Raw genomic sequence first — 20747 nt, forward strand, 5'->3', positions numbered from 1 at the left:
TAGCAATGTATATCAATCTTATTAATTTTAGCTACAATCTTAATCCATCTTACTTATAATTTCAGTAAGAATTTAAAAGGAATGAAATGGCTAAGTGACCAAAGAGTGCAATGGTCTGGATGCGATAGTGAAGTTTTTTTTTAGAATTCTATAATAAGACTAGATTTTTGGTTCTTGGAATTTATCTCGAACGTAGTTGAGAGGTCAGCATTGGAAAAGAAAAAGAACATAAATAATAAACTACTATCAATCTATACCTATTATTTCAGCAAGTTCAATAGCACACCCCCAAGCTACAGTAAACCCTGCACCACCATGGCCGTAATTATGAAAGATATTAGAGAAACCTTTATCAAACTCAAAACGAACAGCACTTCTTTTAGGTCTTAAACCTACAATTTCTTCGATGATCTCAGGTTCTTTTTGCGATAAGCCTTCTTGTAAAAGCCGATTGATAATTAAGTAAGTGTCGTTTATTTCAACATTGGTGTTCCAATCGTTTTCATAATCTGTACCTCCAATTACACAATCTTCACTACGATTAATAACGTAGCTTAATGCTCCTTTTTTAGTGGAATCTGCACAAGACGGAATCTCCATTTTTTTGCAACGCAATATTTGTCCACGCATAGGCTGTAAATCATCATCATTGCATAATTTTTTTGCACCTAAACCAGTGCAATTAATCACCAAGGAATTTACTGCAGATGCTTCTTGAAGACTCACAATCTTTTGTTCTTTAAAAATGCCACCATTTTCACTAAATCTATTGAACAAATACGGTAGATACAACAACGGTTCGGCTAGCGGAACGGTAGAAATAAATGCAGTTTCTATTCCTTTTGGTAATTCGGATACGAGTGCTTTTCTAACGGCATTTTTTGGTAACAGATGTGTCCATTCAGTATTACTGTCTTTGTTATACGCTGTAATAAAAGGAATAAAGGAAACACCATTTCCTGTAACAACATCTAACAGGTATTCTTTATAAGCAAGTGCAGCCCAATTGTTGGTTTTTTCTTTAGGATGTATTTCAAACGGAAACCAAATAGCACCCACTTTACTAGATAAAGTTTTATCAAAACGTTCCTTGGCAATTATGGTAACTTTAAACCCTTTTTCTTGTAGCTTAATGGCTGTGGTTATTCCTACAATACCACAACCAATTACTGTTACAGATTTCATAATTTTATTTCACTTTTTATACCTTTTCCAGGGAAAGTGTTTGTTTGCATTTTACCATTTTCAATAAGAATAGTGCCATTTACAATCACATAATCCATTCCTGATGATTTTACAAAACCATTGCTATAAGTGGCATTGTCTTTTACTTTAGTTACATCAAAAAGCAATACATCTGCATAACACCCTTTTTGAATTCTACCTCTTAATTTCATATCAGGAACTATATTTTCTAGCACTTTAGCTGGCATTAAAGTCATTTTATGGATTGCAGTATTAATACTTATTAATTTTTTTTCGTTCACATATTCTCTAATTGTTTTGCTAAAAGTACCGGATCCTCTTGGATGACCTGCTGGCGAATATCCTCCACCATCACTAGCAATCATAGATACGTTAGAAGCAATTACTTTATCTACCCAACTTTCTTTCATCATATGCACAATAACAGAACCACCTTGTTTTCTGTATTTTTCAAAAGTTTCTGCGGTTAAACGTTCGTTGGTTTTAACCCATTGTAAATCTTCATATGTACAACCTAACCTTTCTTGCCAACCTTCATTAAAAATTGCAGAGCCAATTTCGGTATTTCCTGCAGTGTAAGGATATAGTTCTGTTGTAATGGGAAATCCTAACGCTTGTGCTTTTTCTATTTCTTTCAAGCAAAAATCAATATCTTTTCTTGCCATGCTCGGTAGATGACAAATGTGTAATTGTGTTTTGTTTAGTATGGCATCAGAAATCACTTGCTGAAAAGCAATAGCGCCGCCCTCTCTGACATGAGAAAACACAGGGACTTTAATTTCTCCAGCAAAAGCATACACATCGGCAATTTCTTTTATAGAAGCGTTTGGTAAATAACCAACAGGAATTCCAATACCTATTGCTCCATTATGTAGAGCATTTTTTAGTTTGTTTCTAAGAATAGGAAACTTGCTTTCTGGTAGTTGTTGCTCTGCAACAGGATCTTTTAGTTCTCGGAAAATACTTCTATAAACTCGATCGTTGTTTGCAATTGTTTTGTTTCTGTACGCTAACTGACTTGCAGATGCACCATAATTTAATAAGGAATTTCCTTTTCTAGCTTGGTAAAATTGCGCTAAGGTATCTACACCAATTTCTAATTCTAATGCAGTAGTGACCCCATCAAAAGCTTGGTATTCGTTTTCTTTGTTGGTTTGTCCGTGTGCGTGTAAGTCTATAAAACCAGGAGATAGAATTTTACCTGTTCCATCTATCGTTTTAATTCCTATTAGCTTGTTGTTGCTTATTTCTACAATTTTATCACCAGAAATAGCCACGTTCAATATCTTATCTGTCTTGGTTTCGGGGTCAATAACTCGAGCATTTTCTATGACAATATCATAGGATGTTTTTTTGTTCGAATTACATGAAACAAGAGCAATTAGCATTGCTAAAAATAGATGTCTTTTTAAAATCATTGTTATTTTTTTATGGCTGTAAAGGTTCCGTTAGGTTGATGTAGCACTAAATTTAATTTACCACTGTTCTCTTTAAACTCTGCTTTGTATCCTGCTAATCCTTTGATTGAAAACACTGATTCTTTTATGGGGATCAACGTATATTCTGGCTGTCCGGGTATAGAAAGGGTTAAGTTTTTATTTTTAATAGCGATTTGTACCTCGGTTCCAGAGAGTAGATAACTACCTACATATTTGTTTAAGGTTTTTTTAGTAACGGTTACTTCTTCTAGGCTTCTTTTAAAAACGAGTGGTTTTAACGTAGGTTCTAATTTTAGTTTTACAGACTCGATGTCTCCTAAATCATTGGTTTGAAAGTTGAAATTAAACCCAAAACCGCCTGTAGTTACTTTGTTTTTTTTAACTGCATTTGGTTTGAAAATATCATAATGTACGTGTTTCAAATAGGCTTTTTCTCTTGTGAATTTTGCCCAAAGGGAATCGTTTTTCATTTCAATTTTAAAAGTTCCGTATCCTTTATGGTTATAACTTCCTGTATATTCTGTTAAGCTATGTATTGGTTTGGTGTTGGAAACTTTGTTTTCTTTTTCTTTCTTTTTGTTTCCTCTTAGTTGCCTTTTAGCTTGGTCTATTCTTTTTTGGTAATAGCCAACCCAATCGGTTTCTTTTAGGTTTAAAATTTCATCAGAAATGGCGTTTCTAATTAAAGTAGGTAATAAAGAACCATTTTGATTGGCGAGTACTACAACTCCAATTTTATCGGTAGGGAAAAAAGAAACATTTGCTGTAAATCCATCTATATTTCCGCCATGTTCTAATCTGTAATGCCCTTTGTAAGAAGACGTAAACCAGGCATATCCATAGCTATTTAAATGTTGATCTGGAAATTGTTTGTCAGCGATTCCGCCACCAACTAACATTAAAGGATTGATGGCCTTTTCAACATATTTTTTAGGTAAAACTTGGGAGTTGTTAAATTTTCCCTCATTTAACCAAATCTTTAGCCAGTTTGCCATTTCTTTTGCACTACTATTTATGCTTCCAGCAGGGCTAATTGCTGCAATATTGTAGTAAGGGGTTAATGTGTTGGTTTCAAAATTTTGTAATGAATACCCTTTAGAAATATTAGATTGTTTTTGTAGCTCTTCAATAGTTAAGTTTGAAGTCGACATCTGAAGTGGTTTAAAAAAACGTTCTCGAACATTGTCTTCCCAACTTTTCCCTGTTAATTTTTCTGTAATTAAACCTTGAGCCAAATACATGAAATTATTATAAAACCATTGCTGTCTTATTCCAGTAAATGGTTCTTGATATTTTATACGAGCCAAAAGGCTGTCTTTACTTTCAGAAGGAAATAGATACCAAGAAAAATCATGTCGAGGTAAACCTGTTCGGTGACTTATAATATCTAAAATGGTGATTTTATTGTTTAACTCATCGTTATAAAAATCTAATTTTGGTAAATATTTTCGAGGACTGTCTGTAAATTTTAGGCCTTTTTCTTTTTCCATAATACCAAGTAAACCTACAGTAAATGCTTTTGTAGTTGAGCCAATGGCAAATAAGGTGTTTTCGTCTGCTTTTAATTTTTTATCTAAATCTCTGTATCCAAATCCTTTGGAGTAGATAATTTTATTTCCTTTAACTATTGCAACTGAAAAACCTACAGTTTGAGTCGCTTTTTGTAATTCTTTGAGCTTTTTGTCAAGGCTTTTTTCATTAAGCTTAGTTTGTGCAAAAAAAGTTGTGCTCATAAAAAGAAGCAGGCAGGTAATGTATTTTGTTTGCATATTAAATTTGTTTTACTATAAAGTCCGGCTTGTTGCCAAGGTTTATGTACATGATTTAAGCACTAAATTTAGCAAATAAAATCCGAATGGAAAACCCAAATATTTTTGTAGATAGGCTAGTACAACGCATTAAATTTATAAACCAATCCTTGTTGTGTTACTATTCTTTAGGCTTTGTTATTTTGTTTTTCACCAATCTCATTACAAAGTAGATTGCAGTTATAAAGACAATAAAAAGAACTATTGAAACCACTTCCCCTTTTTTTAAACTGCTCAATAACCAAATAATAGATGCAATACCTATACTTGGAATTATCAATCCACCAGGGACTTTAAATGTTTCTTTAGAGATACTTTTTTTCTTCATTCTTAATTTTATAGTTGCCAAAATAACAAACAGGTAAATAAGAAGTATAGAAGCACTTGCCATTATTGCTAATTGTTTAAACCCGCTTGAAACAGAAAAAATAAATATCATTGCAGCCAAACAAATTATAGACCAATAAGGAGTCGCAAATTTTTGGTGTATTTTACTAAGAAATTTTGGAAATAACCCATCATTAGCACCTGCATATAATACGCGAGGTGTATTTAAAACAATGGAGCTTATCGTACCAAAGCACGAAACAGCAGCGGCAATCAATAGTATCGTACCACCAAAAGAACCCACAATTCTTTCTGCAACTGCTGCTAAAGGTGCGTCTTTAACCGATTCCATTTGTTGTCCGAGAATACCTTGTGTAATTATTTGCAATACCAAATACAAAATAATTACTGATGCACCACCAAACAAAATACCTAAAGGGATAGTTCGTTTCGGATTTTTGATTTCTCCACTTGTACCTAATGCTAATTCAAAACCGACAAAGGCAAAAAATAAAACAAGAGTTGTATTACCAAATGTATTAACTGTAGGTAAATGTTCCCATTGAAAATTATTTGGATTTACAAGACTGAAACCAAAGATAATAATACAAAACAATGGGAGTAATTTTATGATTGTAATCCCTTTTATAAAAGTAATACTTTGTTTTGCTCCACGAATATTTGTCAGCACTAAAGATAAGAGAATTACAAAATATAATGAACCGCGAATCCATAGATTTGCGAACACAGGAAAAAGTACAGCAAGAGAATCAGCAATCACATTCATTAGTGCTGCACCTGCTAAAATACTAAAGCCAAAAACAACCAACCAATTTACTATAAACCCCGCAAAATTACCAAATACAGCAACTACATAAGCATAACTACCTCCAGTATTTGTAATGCGTGTTCCTATCTCTGCATAACAAAGCATTATGGCTGCCATCATAATCCCACAAAATATATAAGCGAAAACACTAAATGCGCCTAGTTCTACACCTACAATTGCAGGTAAAGCAAAAATACCCGCACCAATAGTTATGTTTATAATATTAAGTGATAAGCCTGTTACACTTACCACACGTTTTAATTTTTTTTGATTATTGCTAATGGACATTTTTGTTGAGTTTTATTGCATAAATTAAGTAAGCCAAACCAAGAAGAAGAAGAGTTTATGATGAAGCATATATAGATTTAAGTTTTTAAAGATATTTTTATGTTTGAAGCTAAAAATACTATTATTAAACGAAATAGAAAGGAGGAGAGAAAAAATAATAACGATAAAGAGTTAATTTATATATTGTTCTCTTCCATTGATGAAAAGAACCAAAAATATAAACTTATTTTTAATTTTCTATAACCTTACAACGCGTTTCACGTTACCTGTCAGACTGCAAGCTATTTTGTATACTTCTCTATTTCACATATCTTGAATTATTACAAAAATCAGAAGCATGCAGGTTTTAAATCCAGAATATTAAATAAATGCTTTGTTTTTTTATATATTATCAAAAAGTTTTTTTATTTCGATAAAGATAGATTCCTGCTTTGGCAGGAATGACACTATGATATAAATAGGGTGGAGTATAAAAAAAGGACACTCATAGAGCATCCTTATTATATTGTTTCAATTTGTTGAACACATTACTTCTTAAACGGAATCGCAGGCAATACTTTACCAGTACATTCTCCAAAACCAATTCTACGTTCCTCGTTTTCACAATAAGCACGCATAATAACCGTATCATTATCATTGATAAATTTACGCTCAGAACCGTCGTTTAATTTAATAGGATTTTGACCACGCCAAGACAACTCTAGCATAGAACCATAACTGTCTTTTGTAGGGCCAGAAATAGTACCAGAACCCATCATGTCTCCAGCTTCTACCGGACAACCATTTACAGTATGATGCGCCAATTGTTGCACCATGGTCCAATACATATATTTAAAGTTAGAGTTGGCAACCACCGTTTCTTCTTTTCCTTCTGGTTTAATACCTACTTGCAATTTGATGTCGTAACTCTTCTTACCATCAATTTGTAAATATGGCAAAGGTTTGTGTACTTGCTTCGGATTATCAGTTCTAAAAGGCTCTAAAGCATCCAACGTAACAATCCAAGGAGAAATGGTAGAAGCAAAGTTCTTTCCTAAAAATGGACCTAAAGGTTGGTATTCCCAAGCTTGTATATCTCTTGCCGACCAGTCGTTAAACAAGACCATTCCGAAAATATATTCTTCTGCTTCTTCAATAGAAATACGATCTCCTAAGGTATTAGAATCTGTAGTGATAAACGCCATTTCTAGTTCGAAGTCTAATAATTTAGACGGTCCAAATCCCGGAGTATTGGTTCCTTCAGCAGGTTTCGATTGTCCGTAAGGTCTTCTAATAGGTGTACCAGACGGAATGATAGAAGAACTTCTACCATGATATCCAATAGGTACATGCAACCAGTTTGGCATTAAGGCATTTTCTGGATCACGGAATAAAGTACCTACATTAGTAGCATGTTCTTTGCTTGCATAGAAATCAGTATAATCACCAACTGTAACTGGCAATAACATTTCTACTTCCTCCATTCTAAAAATAATTTCTGCTTTGTGCTCTTTATGATCTCTTAAACCGCTTTTAGTAACGTCAAAGATGTCTGCAATTCTATTGCGCACCAAACGCCAAGTTTTGCGTCCGTCGGCAATAAAATCGTTTAAAGAATCTTGCAAAAAGATATCGTCTGTAAGCGGTATCCCATCAAAATATCCTAATTGATGCAAAGCACCTAAATCGATGGCGTAATCTCCAATTCGTGTTCCGATGGTAATAATATCATCTTTCGTTATAAATACCCCAAATGGGATGTTTTGTATTGGAAAATCTGAATCTTTAGAAACATGTAACCACGATTTTCTGTTGGGATTATTAGCCGTTAATTTCATCTGAATATATATAGTATTAGTTTTTAAACCAATGTTATTAAAATTTTATCAAATATAGCAGAAAGTTGTTAGTTGCAAAATGATTTTTACTACTTTTGATAATCTTTATTAAAACAAACAACAATGCAACTAGATAATCAAATTTTTGACCTAATTCAAGAAGAAAAAGAAAGACAACAAAATGGTTTGGAATTAATTGCTTCAGAAAACTTTGTAAGCGATCAAGTAATGCAAGCCCAAGGCTCAATTTTAACCAATAAATATGCAGAAGGATATCCTGGTAAACGTTATTACGGTGGATGTGAAATTGTAGATATTGTAGAACAAATTGCCATAGACAGAGCCAAAGAATTGTTTGGAGCAGAATATGTAAATGTGCAACCACACTCTGGTAGTCAAGCTAACACAGCAGTATTTGCTGCTTGTTTACAACCTGGTGATACTATTTTAGGATTCGATTTATCGCACGGCGGACATTTAACACACGGTTCTCCAGTAAACTTTTCTGGTAAATTGTACAATCCTGTTTTTTATGGAGTGGATAAAGAAACCGGAAGGATAGATTACAATCATATAGAAGCACAAGCTAAAAAGCACCAACCAAAGTTAATTATTGCGGGCGCTTCTGCCTATTCTAGAGATATGGACTTTGAGCGTTTTAGAAAAATTGCTGATAGTGTTGGAGCTATTTTAATGGCAGATATTTCACATCCTGCGGGATTGATTGCCAAAGGAATTTTAAACGACCCGTTACCACATTGTCATGTTGTTACAACTACAACACACAAAACATTACGTGGGCCAAGAGGAGGAATGATTCTAATTGGTAAAGATTTTGACAATCCGTTTGGAGAAACTTTAAAAAGTGGAAAACCTAAAAAGATGTCTACATTAATTAACTCGGCAGTGTTTCCTGGGAATCAAGGCGGACCGTTAGAACACGTTATTGCAGCCAAAGCAGTTGCATTTGGCGAAGCATTAACAGACGAGTTTTTAGAATACCAATTGCAAGTAAAAGAAAACGCAGCAGCAATGGCAGCAGCATTTGTTGCCAAAGGATATCATATTATCTCTGGAGGAACAGACAATCACATGATGTTGATTGACTTAAGAAACAAAAACATTTCTGGAAAAGATGCCGAAATAGCTTTAGGGAAAGCCGACATTACGGTAAACAAAAACATGGTGCCTTTTGATGATAAAAGCCCGTTTGTAACTTCAGGAATTAGAGTGGGTACACCAGCAGTTACCACAAGAGGTTTAAAAGCCGAAGACATGCAACAAGTTGTTGACTTTATAGATGAAGCCATTCAGAACCACGATAACGATGCCGCTTTAGCAGCAATCGGAGAACGCGTAGAAGAAATGATGTCTGCAAGACGTTTGTTTGTGATGTAAATGATAAGATTGTTTGGTCAATGTTTTGACATTGTTTGGTCAATGCAACCACATTGTCTCCTCGAGCATTAGCGAAATTAAAATACATTTTAATTGAAGGTAGCTAGTGCAACTAGTCGAGAGGTTATAGGTCTCGACTCCGCTCGACCTGACAATCTAATTTATATATAAAAGCAGCCAACTTTGGCTGCTTTTTTGTTTTTTAGTAAAGAACAATAGTTAGTTATATATTTATACTTTTAAAATCACACAACAATGGATACTTATTTAATTGCCACCATACTTATTTTTTTAGCTGCACTATTTGGGTATCTCAATGTCCGCTTTTTAAAACTGCCAAATACTATTGGCTTAATGATGATTACCATTGTATTTACTTTGGGTGTAATTGCATTTAGTTATTTAGATCCTACGTTGTTGAATTTTGAAAAAGAAATGATTTCTAAAATAGATTTTAGAGAATTGTTGTTAGAAGAAATGCTTAGTTTTTTGTTGTTTGCAGGCGCGTTACATACCAACTTTAACCAACTAAAGATACAACGTTGGCCCGTGCTTATGTTTTCTACTTTAGGTGTTTTAGCATCTACTTTTTTAGTAGGAATTAGCATGTATTACGTGTTGCAACTTGTTGGGATGCAAGTAGGTTTTATTTATTGTTTGCTCTTCGGAGCGTTGATTTCTCCAACAGACCCGATTGCGGTACTCGGAATTTTAAAGAAAGCAAATGTTCCTAAGAAACTAGAAACAAAGATAGTTGGCGAGTCTTTATTTAATGATGGCGTTGGAGTGGTAGTGTTCTTAACTATTTTTCAAATCGCTTCTTTTGGAGTAGATAAAATAGAAGTAGTAGATGTTTTACAACTCTTCGGAAAAGAAGTGTTGGGTGGAATCCTTTTGGGAGCTGTTTTAGGTTGGATTACGTACAGATTGTTAAGATCTATAAACGATTATGATATTGAAGTTATTATTACGGTTGCTGCTGTAATGGGCGGAACAGTAATTGCGCAGTATTTGCATTTATCGGCTCCTTTAGCCATGGTAACAGCTGGTTTAATTGTAGGAAATGATACTATTAGAAACGCTGCCATGTCAGAAACTACAGAACATTATGTAGATAAGTTTTGGGAATTATTAGATATTTTACTGAATGCTATTTTGTTTGTAATGATCGGAATGGAAATGCTTGTTTTAGTAGTAGAAGGAGATTATATTATTGCTGGATTGATTGCAATTCCGTTAATATTAGTATGTAGATTCTTATCCTTATTAATTCCGATTAACTTCTTTAGAAAGAAACTAGACTTTGTGCCAAACACCAACTTAATTATGACTTGGGGTGGTTTGCGTGGCGGAATCTCCATCGCTTTAGCTTTAGGATTGACCAATGAAATGCACAGAGATTTATTCTTGGTAATTACCTATATCGTTGTTATCTTCTCAATAATTGTTCAAGGATTAACTGTTGGAAAGTTGGTAAAGAAGTTGAAGGTTTAGTTACTCTTCCGTAGCTCTATCTAATAAGTTTTTGTTTAGATTTTTACTTGTTTTTGCACCCAGTACTTTTATGCGCTCTACTTTTGTGATTAAGTTTCCTTTTCCGGTGAGCTTTTTCATAGAAGTATCATAACTTCCTTGTACTGTTTTTAATTGATTTCCTACTTTGATTAAATCATCCGTAAGATTTACAAACTGGTCGTATAATTTACCTGCTTGCTCTGCAATTGCCAATACATTTTTCTTTTGATTCTCTTGTCGCCACATCGAAGAAACAGTACTTAAGGTTGCCAATAAGGTTGAGGTAGAAACCAATACCACATTTTTATCTAAAGCCTCTAAATACAAGTCGTTGCTGTTGTTTAAAGCTATCATTAAAGCAGGTTCTATAGGTACAAACATTAGTACATAATCTGGTGTGTTGATCTCGTACAAGCTGTCGTATTTTTTACTGCTTAGGTCTTTGATATGTTTTCTAAGACTTTCTAAATGTTTCTTTAAACTGTTATCTTTATCAGTATCTTCTTCAGCACTTGTGTAGGCTTCATACGCCGTTAACGATACTTTAGAATCGATAATTAAATGCCTATCATCTGGTAAGTTGATGATAAAATCGGGCTTTTTTAGTTTCCCTTCATCATCTCTGTATCCGCCTTGTGTTTCAAAATGAATTCCTTTGGTAAGATTTGCTTTCTCTAGCAACATTTCTAACTGTGTTTCTCCCCAATCACCTTGAACTTTAGAATCGCCTTTTAACGCTTTTGTTAGGTTGATGGCTTCTTTGCTCATTTGTAGATTTAAGTCTTTTAATCCACGCAATTGCTCTTTTAGTGCAGAATGCATTCCGATACTTTCTTTTTGAGATTCGGCTACTTTCTTTTCAAATCCATCTATTTTTTCTTTTAAAGGATTTAAAATGCCCTCAATACTTTCTTTATTTTGTTCTTTAAAGGTTTTTGAGTTATCCGTTAAGATTTTGTTTGCTAGGTTTTCAAACTCTTTGGTAAACTTTTCTTGTAGCTTTTCTACATCTTGTTTGTTGAGTTCTAATTTTTCTTTGAGATTGGCATTATCAGTTTTATTCTTGGTGTTTTCTATGGTTAAGTATTCTTTTTCATCTCTCAGTTTTTGCAACTCTTCTCGCAGCTGATTATTTAATTGCTGTTGCATTTTTAAGGCTTCATCATCAGGTTTTCTAGCAGCATTGCTATTGGTTGTTTTATAAAGATAAAATAGGGTTGCAGCTAAACCAATGAGCATCAGTATTTGTAAGGTAATTTCCATAACTTTTGATAGAATCTTTTAAAGATACTAAAATTAAGAGTTTTATATTTGTGTACATAATAATATGTGTTTTATTTGTAAACTTATTGACTCTCTATGATTTCAAAATTTATATTTAGTACTATTTTAGGTTGGAAATTAATCAACAACTTTCCGAAAGAACTTAAAAAATATGTAGTTATTGCTGCGCCACATACAAGTTGGCAAGATTTTCCGATCGGAATTTTAGCAAGAAATACAACAGGAGTCAAAATCAATTTTATAGGTAAAGACTCTTTGTTTAAAGGTCCGTTTGGCTTTATTTTTAGAAGTTTAGGAGGCGCACCAGTAGACAGGTCTAAAAGCAATAATTTGGTGGATGCCATTGTGCAAGTGTTTCAGTCTAAAGAAGAATTTAGATTGGCATTATCGCCAGAAGGAACAAGGCAAAAAATAGCAAAGTGGAAAACTGGTTTTTATTATATAGCCAAAGGGGCAAAAGTTCCTGTTGTTATGGCAACATTAGATTATAAAAACAAGCAAGTAAAGATCTCTGAACCGTATTATATTACAGAGGATATAGAAAAAGATTTCGCCTATTTTCAATCTTTCTTTAGTCCAGATATGGCAAAGAAACCGAAACAATATTAAATAAAAAAACCTGCTAATAAGCAGGTTTTTTTTTAGTCAATCTATATTTAATTATCCTTTATAAAAAGGCAATTTTACCACTTTTGCAGGAATTGCTTTTTTACGCACTTGAATATATATGTCTGTATCTAATTTCGAGTTTTCTTTGGTTACATACCCTAAACCGATTCCTTTTCCTAAAGACGGACTCATAGTACCAGAAGTTACAACGCCAATTGCATTTCCGTCTGCATCAACAATCTCGTAATCTTGTCTTGGAATTCCGCGTTCTAACAATTCAAAAGCAACCAATTTACGAGTTACACCATTTTCTTTTTGCGCTTTTAAAGCATCAGAGTTTACAAAGTCTTTTGTAAATTTTGTAATCCAACCCAAACCAGCTTCTAAAGGAGATGTGGTATCGTTGATGTCATTTCCGTACAAACAATAACCCATTTCTAAACGTAAGGTATCTCTAGCAGCTAAACCAATAGGTTTGATTCCGAAATCAGCACCAGCTTCAAAAACCTTGTTCCATAATTCTTCTGCATCTTCATTTTTAACATATACTTCAAATCCGCCAGAACCTGTATAACCAGTAGCAGAAATAATTACGTTGTCTAATCCTGCAAAATCTGCAATTTGAAACGTGTAAAACTGTATGGTTGATAAATCTACAGAAGTTAGAGATTGCATTGCTTCAACAGCTTTAGGACCTTGAATGGCTAATAAAGACCAGTCATCAGACTTGTTTGTCATGGTAACATTTAAGTCGTTATGAGCAGCAATCCAGTTCCAATCTTTTTCAATATTAGAGGCATTAACCACCAACATATATTCATTATCTGCAATCATGTAAATGATTAAATCATCTACAATACCGCCATCATTATTTGGCATACAGCTATATTGTGCTTTACCAGGTGTTAATTTTGAAGCATCATTTGTAGCAATTTTCTGAATTAAAGCCAGGGCATTTTCTCCTTTTAAAAAGAATTCTCCCATATGACTTACATCAAAAACGCCTACAGCTTTTCTAACCGTTTCGTGTTCTATGTTAATTCCTTCATAAGAAACTGGCATATTATAACCAGCAAAAGGAACGATTTTAGCGTTTAAAGCTTCGTGGATGTGAGTTAGCGCTGTGTTTTTCATTCTAATTGTGTCTATTTTGTTGTTTGTTAATTTTTTTGCTAATGTATTAAAAATGTAGAATTATAGTTCTATATAACAGCGAATAGTTTTTATATAATTCACTAATATTTTGTTAATATTACCTCTTTATTTTTATTCATATTATGAAATAACAGTACATTTGAGAGATCAACTTTAATAAATTATTTAAAATGCATACCAAAAAAACTCTAATAGCACTTTTGCTATTTACTACCACATTTAGTTTTTCTCAAGGAAAAGATTTGCCAAAAGATTTCTTATCAAGTACATTTCACAAAGAAAGAAGAGAAGCTTTACGTGCTAAAATGCCAAAAAACTCTGTTGCAGTTTTCTTTGCAAATCCAACTAGAAATAGAGCAAACGATGTAGATTATGTGTATCATCAAGATCCAAATTTCTATTATTTAACAGGGTATAGAGAACAAAACTCTGTATTGTTAATTTTTTCTGATGAACAACAATCAGAAAAAGGTTCTTATAACGAACTGTTTTACATCCAACGAAGAGATGCAAGAGCAGAAATGTGGAACGGCTATCGATTAGGTATTGAAGGAGTTCAGAAAACACTTGGTTTTAAAGATGTTTTTAATGGAGAAGATTTTGCCAATATTTCAGTTGATTTCTCAAAATTTGATAAAATCATTTTCGAAGACTTTAAAAATGATGTTAGAGATGATAAAAGAAACAAAGCAGATTTATATGATTTAATTGAGACGTTTAAAACGAAAATCTCTTATCAAACGTCTACAAGTAAAATTCCGGCTACAGACAAAAACATAAAATTAGCAACCAATATAGATGTTAAAGCATTGGGTGGCATAATGGCAACTTTACGAGAAGTTAAAACCAAAGAAGAATTGGTATTGCTTAAAAAAGCAGTGCGTATTTCTGCAATGGGACAAGTTGAAATTATGAAAGCAATGCATCCAAAAATGTCTGAAACAGAAGTACAAGGTATTCATGAATTTGTATATAAAAAATATGGAGCAGAATATGAAGGATATCCGTCAATAGTTGGAGCAGGAAATAATGGTTGTATTTTACATTATGGAGAAAACAATAAAATGAATCTGAATAACGATTTGGTTTTAATGGATTTAGGAGCAGAATATCGTGGCTATACAGCAGATGTTACGCGTACAATTCCTGCAAACGGAAAATTTTCTAAAGAACAAAAGTTGATTTACGATTTGGTATATGAAGCTCAAGAAGCTGGTATTGCTCAATATGTAATAGGAGGTAAGATTAGTACACCAGGACAAACGGCTCGTAAAATTATTAATGAAGGTTTGTACAAATTAGGAATCATAAAATCGGTTGATGCAAGACATTTATATTTTCCTCACGGAACATCGCATCATATTGGTTTAGATGTACATGATCCAGGAAATTACACCACTTTTGCAGAAAATATGGTGTTAACAATGGAACCAGGAATTTACATTCCAGAAGGAAGCGATTGTGATCCAAAATGGTGGGGAATTGGAGTTCGAATAGAAGATGACATTTTAGTAACTAAAAATGGTCCCGTTAATTTATCTGCTGATGCTCCAAGAAAATCTGATGAAATTGAAAAAATGATGAAGCAAAAAAGTATCTTCGCAACCTATACATTACCAGATTTAGATAAAGAATAATATGAGTGAAACTCAACCTAATAATCCGTTACACGGAATTAAACTTGCCGATATTTTAGAACATTTACACAACGAATATGGTTGGGAAGAAATGGGAGAACTAATCAATGTAAATTGTTTTCGAAACAATCCAACAATGAAATCGAGTTTAAAGTTTTTAAGAAGAACGCCTTGGGCTAGAGATAAAGTTGAGAAATTGTATTTAGACACTATTAGATAAAATATAAAAAAAACCTTACTAAATTTAGTGAGGTTTTTTTTATTGAATTTTTTCATATTTCAAACCACATCCTTCAATACAATCAAGAAATTTAGGTGTTAAAATAAGATTATTTCCATCATAAGAAATTTTAAATGAATATATAAGATTAGAGTTCAATGAACAAGAATTTGTTAACGTAAGTACATCATTTTCAAATGTATAGTACCCTTCTCTGCAATTTGTTTGGGTTTGTGTTCTTGTAAAAGTTAGATTTTCTGAAAACTCATAAACATAACCATTAGAAACAGAATTCCATGCAGGGTTAGTAACACCATCACTTCCAAAACTCTCTATTAATTTCCATTTACCAATAAAGGTTAATTCGTTTATTTCTTCATTTTTTGTGCAACTTACTAGAAGGAATATAAAAGAGACTAATACTATTTTTTTCATAACTGATTTTTTAAACTGAAGTGAATATAAGCATTATTCTTTAGAATACTCAAAACCAACTCTTTCGTCAGTGGTTTTCCATTGGCAATTTTTTTGATGTTTTCAAACGTAAACACAAAATCGCAACCGGTTTTGTATTCAGAACAACCGTAGGCCGTTTTGCCTTTTAAAACGGTTCCTTTGTTACATTTAGGGCAAGAAATGGTTTCTGTTTGAGAAGAAAGATCACTCGACTCCGCTCGAGATGACACATTGCTGTTAACGGTGCTTTTTTTAGCTTCTAGTTTGAAGTTGAAATTCTCATCAAAACGTATCAAGCCTTCAACTTTTCCTGAATCTGTTGTAAATCCTTTTAGGTTGGTAGTCGAGTTCTTTTCTAATAAACGAATGAGTTGATTTTCTGAAATCTTTTTCCCTAAGAATTCAAACGGCATTAAGAAATCACATGTTTTGTTGTATTCTGAACAACCAAAAGCGGTTGAGCCTTTTAAGAGTGTTCCTTTTTTACACTTTGGACAGGTTTTACCTGTGACTTCTTTCTTGTTTTTTGGTTTCTTTTTAGGAGATTTCTCGACTGTGCTCGAAATGACAGAAGATTCATGAGAGATTCTAATTTTAGAAGTATTAGACCGTACTTCATAAACCAATTCATCCACCATTTTTTTCATGTTGTTGATGAAAGTTCCAGCGTTGAATTCTCCGCGTTCAATTTCTTTCAATCGTTTTTCCCAACGTCCAGTTAACTCGGCAGATTTCAACAATTCATTATCTATTAAATCAATTAATTGAATTCCCGTTTGTGTTGGCAATACCAATTTCTTTTTACGTTCAATATATTTTCTTCGAAATAATGTTTCTATAATACTTGCTCTTGTTGATGGTCTTCCGATTCCGTTTTCTTTCATCAGCTCACGCATTTCATCGTCATCAACTTGTTTACCTGCAGTTTCCATTGCGCGTAGGAGAGAAGCTTCTGTAAAGTTTCTTGGTGGTTTAGTTTCTTTTTCTAAAAATGATGGTTCGTGAGCGCCCTTTTCTCCTTTTACAAAAGAAGGAAGCACAATACTATTTTTACTATCTGTTTTGTCATCTCGAGCGGAGTCGAGAGATCTAGTTTCGAAAACAAAACGCCATCCTTTAGAAATAATTTCTTTTCCTGTAGTTTTAAAAGGAACATCCGCAGCTTTTCCGATTACCGAAGTATTAGAAACATCAGAATCTGGATAAAAAGCTCCAATAAATCTTCTGGTGATGATATCATATACTTGTTGCTGATTGTACTGCAAGTTGGTTTGTATTCCGGTCGGAATAATCGCATGGTGATCGGTTACTTTTCTGTCATCAAAAACCCGTTTCGATTTCTTTATTTTCTTTCCTAAAAGTGGTTGTGTAAGCTGATTGTAATGGGTTAGTTTAGCTAATATTCCTGCAACTTTTGGATATACATCATTTGGTAAAAAAGTAGTATCTACTCTTGGATACGTAACTACTTTCATTTCGTATAACTTCTGAACCATTTTCAGCGTTTCATCCGCAGAAAACCCGAATTTATTATTACAATAGACTTGCAATCCTGTTAAATCAAATAATTTCGGAGCGTATTCTTTTCCTTTTTTCTTGGTTACAGAAACAATTTCGAAATCAGCTTCTTTTACTTTATTTGCTAATACTTGTCCGTCTTCTTGTTTTAAAAAACGTCCATCTTCATAATTAAAAAGTGTGTTTCTGTACGTAGTTTGTAATTCCCAATAAGGCTGTGGCTTAAAGTTTTCAATTTCTTTAAAACGATTGACCAACATTGCCAACGTTGGCGTTTGCACTCTTCCAACAGACAATACTTGTTTGTAACCGCCAAATTTTACGGTGTATAAACGCGTTGCGTTTAAGCCTAATAACCAATCTCCGATGGCTCTTGAAAAGCCAGCATAATACAAATTGTCATATCTTTCTGCTGGATGAAGATTGTTAAATCCTTCTTTGATTGCTTCTTCAGTCAAGGAAGAAATCCAAAGTCGTTGTACTTTTCCTTTGTAATTACATTGATTGATGACCCAACGCTGAATCAATTCTCCTTCTTGACCGGCATCACCACAATTGATGATGACACTTGCTTTGTCAAACAACGATTTTACAATATTGAATTGTTTTTGGATTCCGTCATTGCTCGTTACTTTAGTTTCAAACTTTTCTGGCAACATGGGTAAATTGTTCAAATCCCAACTTTTCCAATGTGGTTTGTAATCTTTTGGTTCTAAAAGTGTACATAAATGTCCAAACGTATACGTTACTGCATAACCGTTTCCTTCAAAATATCCGTCACGTTTTGTATTGGCACCTAGGATGTTAGCAATTTCTTTTGCTACACTTGGTTTCTCTGCAATACATACTTTCATTTGGTTGAATTTTGAAACTGAAAAGTAGTAAAAATCTTGTAGAAAAAATACGTTTCGCGAACGTTATTCTATAACGTTATTCTTTTTTTCGAACCCAATATTGAGTTCTTCCAAAAACAGCAAATCCAAGGTAACCTCTTACTTTTAACATATTATTATCTACTAACTCTAAATAACACTTGTACGTTTTTCCATTTTCTGGATCCATAATCGTTCCGCCATTAAATTCATCTCCATCTTTTTTGATGTTTTCAATGATTACCAAGCCAAGTATTGGTTGCCCTTTTTTTGATCCTTTACAAATATCGCAAACAGCACTTTCTTCACTGGTATAACTTTTAACTATTTTAGCAAAATAACGATCGTTTGTTTTGTAAACTTCAATAACTGCTTTTTTTTCTTTGGTTTTGTCATCAAAGGTTTCCCATTGTCCAACAATTGTTTGCGCATTGACAGTAAGACTTAATGCCATTATAAAAAGGATGCTTAAATATTTCATTTGAGTTGATTTTTAAATTGTTTGTATGTTAGTATTCAATTCTTTTTTTGTCAGAACAGTTAAAGACAACATTAAGAAAATCAATGCTATTAATTCTAAAAATACTCTAAACCAGTGTACATATTCCCAAGTTTCTAATTCAGATTTTAATTGAGTAGGATTAAAACTTGCATTAAAAAACTGTTGATTGATCCCTTTAAAATATATATAAAATAAGGCAATACATGAAAAAGTAAAAACGGTGGATATCAGTGAATATGTTAGTGCATTAGATTTTTTATAAAAACCATAAATACTGATGCTTACAGGAATCAGAGCAGCAATAATAGTAAGTATTGTGTAAAACCTTCCTATTGTCAATCCAAATTGAGAATAGTATTTATAAAATGCTGGTGCAGATAAACTTTTCCAATAAGGAACTAATAAGAAGCCTTCGCTAACTTGACTTCCAAAAAATATGGAGAAAACTGCAATTAAAAAATATCCTAAAGCTCGATTCATATAGTTGTCAATTTAATTTGATGCAAAACTAAATGAACATATTTATTCTAACATGTACATATGTAAAGAAATTAGGATTCTTTCAATTTTCTTCGGATTCTACTCAATTGAGTTGGAGAGATGCTTAAATAAGAAGCGATGTGATATTGTGGAATAATTAACTCGATAGTAGGAAAGCGTTCTCTCATCAATAAATACCTTTTGTCTGCATCAAGTAGCGCCATTTCAATTTCTTTTTGCTCTTTCTCTAAAAAATAAAATTCCGCAATTTTTCTGCCCAATCTTTCTACATCATGAAATTTGTCATACAGTTTTTCGATATCGTTAAAATTGGCAACAAGAATTTCACAATCCGTTAATGCTTGTTGCGCTATTTTGTTTGGTAGTTTGGTGAGTAGAGAAGAGTAGGCACCAATAATTGAAGGAGTAACAAAAAATTGTTTGTTATATTCTTTTCCTTCTTGATTTAAGAAAAAGGCTCTTATGATTCCTTTATTTAGAAAGCCAATTTGTTGAGCATTTTCTCCTTCTTGAACAAAAAAATCATTTTTACGAAGTAGTAATGGCTTGAAGCATTTTTGGAGTTCCTTTAAAGCCTCTTCATTTATTGAACTAATACTATTAATATATGTGTAGAATTCACTCATTTTTAATTGTTGCAACATGTTTGTGTATGGTTTTTTGCGGTCAAGAGTGCGATCTACTTTCCGCCATTGCGGAAAGATAATTAATTCGTGTGGATTTTGGACAAGGAGATTCGGAAGTAATTAAGTATCTACAATGTTAGAAACTGAGCTGGCTTGTTTCTCCATTAATGAATAAATCTCCTTTGATTGCTCAAAATGTCTCTTTCCATGGGTAACAATGATCTCAAATGCCGATTCTAACTTATAAACAATACTTTTGTTTGCAGGTGAAGAGATTATTGTTTGTTTTTCAATCAAATCTTTAGAGTTCTCAATCAATTGATTAAGTTGAAACTGGTGTTCTTTGAATCTATCAAGAATCCCAATAGGTATTTCACTTTTAGTAGGTTCCCAAATTGGAAACGTTTTCATTTTTTTTTCCTATCTGGTTGAACCGCTTTTAAAACAGTTCTTCCAAAAAACGAAACTAAGAATTCAACTTTCGCATAAAACGGAATTTTATAAGTCCTTTTTCGAATAGATTCAATTATTGGGAAATAACTTTTATTAATTACAATTAAATGGTCAATATTTTGCGCTATACTCCAAGTTTCTGAGTTGGGTTTCCAATTCAATTGTTCGATACTTAAATTACCAAAAGCCTCAACAAAATTTTGAGTATTTTCTTTTATTTGTATAGTCCAGTTTTCCATAACAAAGAATTTAATATTTCAGCTTATATATAACTCGTTGAATGTAGG

Annotated in this window: 19 protein-coding genes; 5 read left to right on the forward strand and 14 right to left on the reverse strand. The window is 33.0% G+C overall.

The features are described from left to right. Window positions 1-246: 246 nt before the first annotated feature. The 5 genes from ACEWL1_RS07375 to fahA form a co-directional block, all read right to left on the reverse strand. Window positions 247-1185 (reverse strand): FAD-dependent oxidoreductase, encoded by a 939-nt coding sequence (locus ACEWL1_RS07375; protein WP_409232652.1) that lies wholly within the window; start codon window positions 1183-1185, stop codon window positions 247-249. Then, entirely contained in the window at window positions 1182-2624 is a 1443-nt protein-coding gene (locus tag ACEWL1_RS07380) for an amidohydrolase family protein (RefSeq protein ID WP_409232653.1), read from the reverse strand. The genes ACEWL1_RS07375 and ACEWL1_RS07380 overlap by 4 nt, the downstream gene beginning before the upstream one ends. Window positions 2625-2626: 2 nt before the next feature. Next, window positions 2627-4414: a serine hydrolase gene (locus ACEWL1_RS07385; protein WP_409232654.1), complete on the reverse strand. Its 1788-nt coding sequence runs from the start codon at window positions 4412-4414 to the stop codon at window positions 2627-2629. Window positions 4415-4574: 160 nt separating this feature from the next. Continuing rightward, the gene (locus tag ACEWL1_RS07390) at window positions 4575-5897 is read right to left on the reverse strand and encodes an APC family permease (protein ID WP_409232655.1); all 1323 of its coding nucleotides are present in this window, start codon (window positions 5895-5897) and stop codon (window positions 4575-4577) included. A gap of 527 nt (window positions 5898-6424) precedes the next feature. Further along, window positions 6425-7714 (reverse strand): fumarylacetoacetase, encoded by a 1290-nt coding sequence (fahA, locus tag ACEWL1_RS07395; RefSeq protein ID WP_409232656.1) that lies wholly within the window; start codon window positions 7712-7714, stop codon window positions 6425-6427. 123 nt (window positions 7715-7837) lie between these two features. On the opposite strand from fahA, the gene glyA reads away from it, so the two are divergent. Together glyA and ACEWL1_RS07405 are read left to right on the forward strand one after the other, a co-directional pair. Further along, window positions 7838-9112: a serine hydroxymethyltransferase gene (gene glyA, locus ACEWL1_RS07400; protein ID WP_409232657.1), complete on the forward strand. Its 1275-nt coding sequence runs from the start codon at window positions 7838-7840 to the stop codon at window positions 9110-9112. A 255-nt stretch (window positions 9113-9367) separates the two neighbouring features. Beyond that, window positions 9368-10606 (forward strand): cation:proton antiporter, encoded by a 1239-nt coding sequence (locus tag ACEWL1_RS07405; RefSeq protein WP_409232658.1) that lies wholly within the window; start codon window positions 9368-9370, stop codon window positions 10604-10606. Here the strand turns inward: ACEWL1_RS07405 and ACEWL1_RS07410 are convergent, their stop codons facing one another. Beyond that, a complete protein-coding gene (locus ACEWL1_RS07410) occupies window positions 10607-11890 on the reverse strand; it encodes a DNA recombination protein RmuC (protein WP_409232659.1) in 1284 nt (427 codons plus the stop codon). A gap of 96 nt (window positions 11891-11986) precedes the next feature. Here ACEWL1_RS07410 and ACEWL1_RS07415 point away from each other — a divergent pair, with 96 nt between their 5' ends. Further along, on the forward strand, window positions 11987-12520 hold the full coding sequence (locus ACEWL1_RS07415; protein ID WP_409232660.1) for a 1-acyl-sn-glycerol-3-phosphate acyltransferase: 534 nt from the start codon (window positions 11987-11989) through the stop codon (window positions 12518-12520). Between the two features lie 51 nt (window positions 12521-12571). On the opposite strand, the gene gcvT is transcribed toward ACEWL1_RS07415, so the two are convergent. After that, window positions 12572-13654, reverse strand: a complete 1083-nt coding sequence (gene gcvT, locus ACEWL1_RS07420) for a glycine cleavage system aminomethyltransferase GcvT (protein WP_409232661.1) — start codon at window positions 13652-13654, stop codon at window positions 12572-12574. A gap of 191 nt (window positions 13655-13845) precedes the next feature. On the opposite strand from gcvT, the gene ACEWL1_RS07425 reads away from it, so the two are divergent. Together ACEWL1_RS07425 and ACEWL1_RS07430 are read left to right on the forward strand one after the other, a co-directional pair. Next, on the forward strand, window positions 13846-15312 hold the full coding sequence (locus ACEWL1_RS07425; protein ID WP_409232662.1) for an aminopeptidase P N-terminal domain-containing protein: 1467 nt from the start codon (window positions 13846-13848) through the stop codon (window positions 15310-15312). 1 nt (window position 15313) lies between these two features. Then, window positions 15314-15532: a VF530 family protein gene (locus tag ACEWL1_RS07430; protein WP_409232663.1), complete on the forward strand. Its 219-nt coding sequence runs from the start codon at window positions 15314-15316 to the stop codon at window positions 15530-15532. A 39-nt stretch (window positions 15533-15571) separates the two neighbouring features. Here ACEWL1_RS07430 and ACEWL1_RS07435 read toward each other — a convergent pair whose 3' ends face one another. From ACEWL1_RS07435 to ACEWL1_RS07465, 7 genes are all read right to left on the reverse strand, one after another. After that, entirely contained in the window at window positions 15572-15967 is a 396-nt protein-coding gene (locus ACEWL1_RS07435) for a lipocalin family protein (protein ID WP_409232664.1), read from the reverse strand. Next, window positions 15964-18360 (reverse strand): type IA DNA topoisomerase, encoded by a 2397-nt coding sequence (locus ACEWL1_RS07440; protein WP_409232665.1) that lies wholly within the window; start codon window positions 18358-18360, stop codon window positions 15964-15966. The genes ACEWL1_RS07435 and ACEWL1_RS07440 overlap by 4 nt, the downstream gene beginning before the upstream one ends. A 76-nt stretch (window positions 18361-18436) precedes the next feature. Beyond that, complete coding sequence (locus ACEWL1_RS07445) at window positions 18437-18859, reverse strand: DUF2147 domain-containing protein (protein WP_409232666.1); 423 nt, start codon at window positions 18857-18859, stop codon at window positions 18437-18439. 12 nt (window positions 18860-18871) lie between these two features. Next, window positions 18872-19360, reverse strand: a complete 489-nt coding sequence (locus ACEWL1_RS07450; protein ID WP_409232667.1) for a hypothetical protein — start codon at window positions 19358-19360, stop codon at window positions 18872-18874. Window positions 19361-19431: 71 nt separating this feature from the next. Further along, window positions 19432-20007 carry a Crp/Fnr family transcriptional regulator gene (locus ACEWL1_RS07455; RefSeq protein ID WP_409232668.1) on the reverse strand — a complete coding sequence of 192 codons (576 nt, stop codon included), beginning with the start codon at window positions 20005-20007 and terminating at the stop codon, window positions 19432-19434. Window positions 20008-20127: 120 nt separating this feature from the next. Further along, a complete protein-coding gene (locus tag ACEWL1_RS07460) occupies window positions 20128-20418 on the reverse strand; it encodes a hypothetical protein (RefSeq protein WP_409232669.1) in 291 nt (96 codons plus the stop codon). After that, window positions 20415-20699 carry a DinB family protein gene (locus tag ACEWL1_RS07465; RefSeq protein WP_409232670.1) on the reverse strand — a complete coding sequence of 95 codons (285 nt, stop codon included), beginning with the start codon at window positions 20697-20699 and terminating at the stop codon, window positions 20415-20417. Before ACEWL1_RS07465 ends, ACEWL1_RS07460 begins: the two co-directional genes overlap by 4 nt. Window positions 20700-20747: the final 48 nt, after the last annotated feature.

It is taken from the genome of Polaribacter gochangensis (assembly GCF_046224025.1).
In the GTDB taxonomy this organism is placed as follows: Bacteria; Bacteroidota; Bacteroidia; order Flavobacteriales; family Flavobacteriaceae; genus Polaribacter; species Polaribacter gochangensis.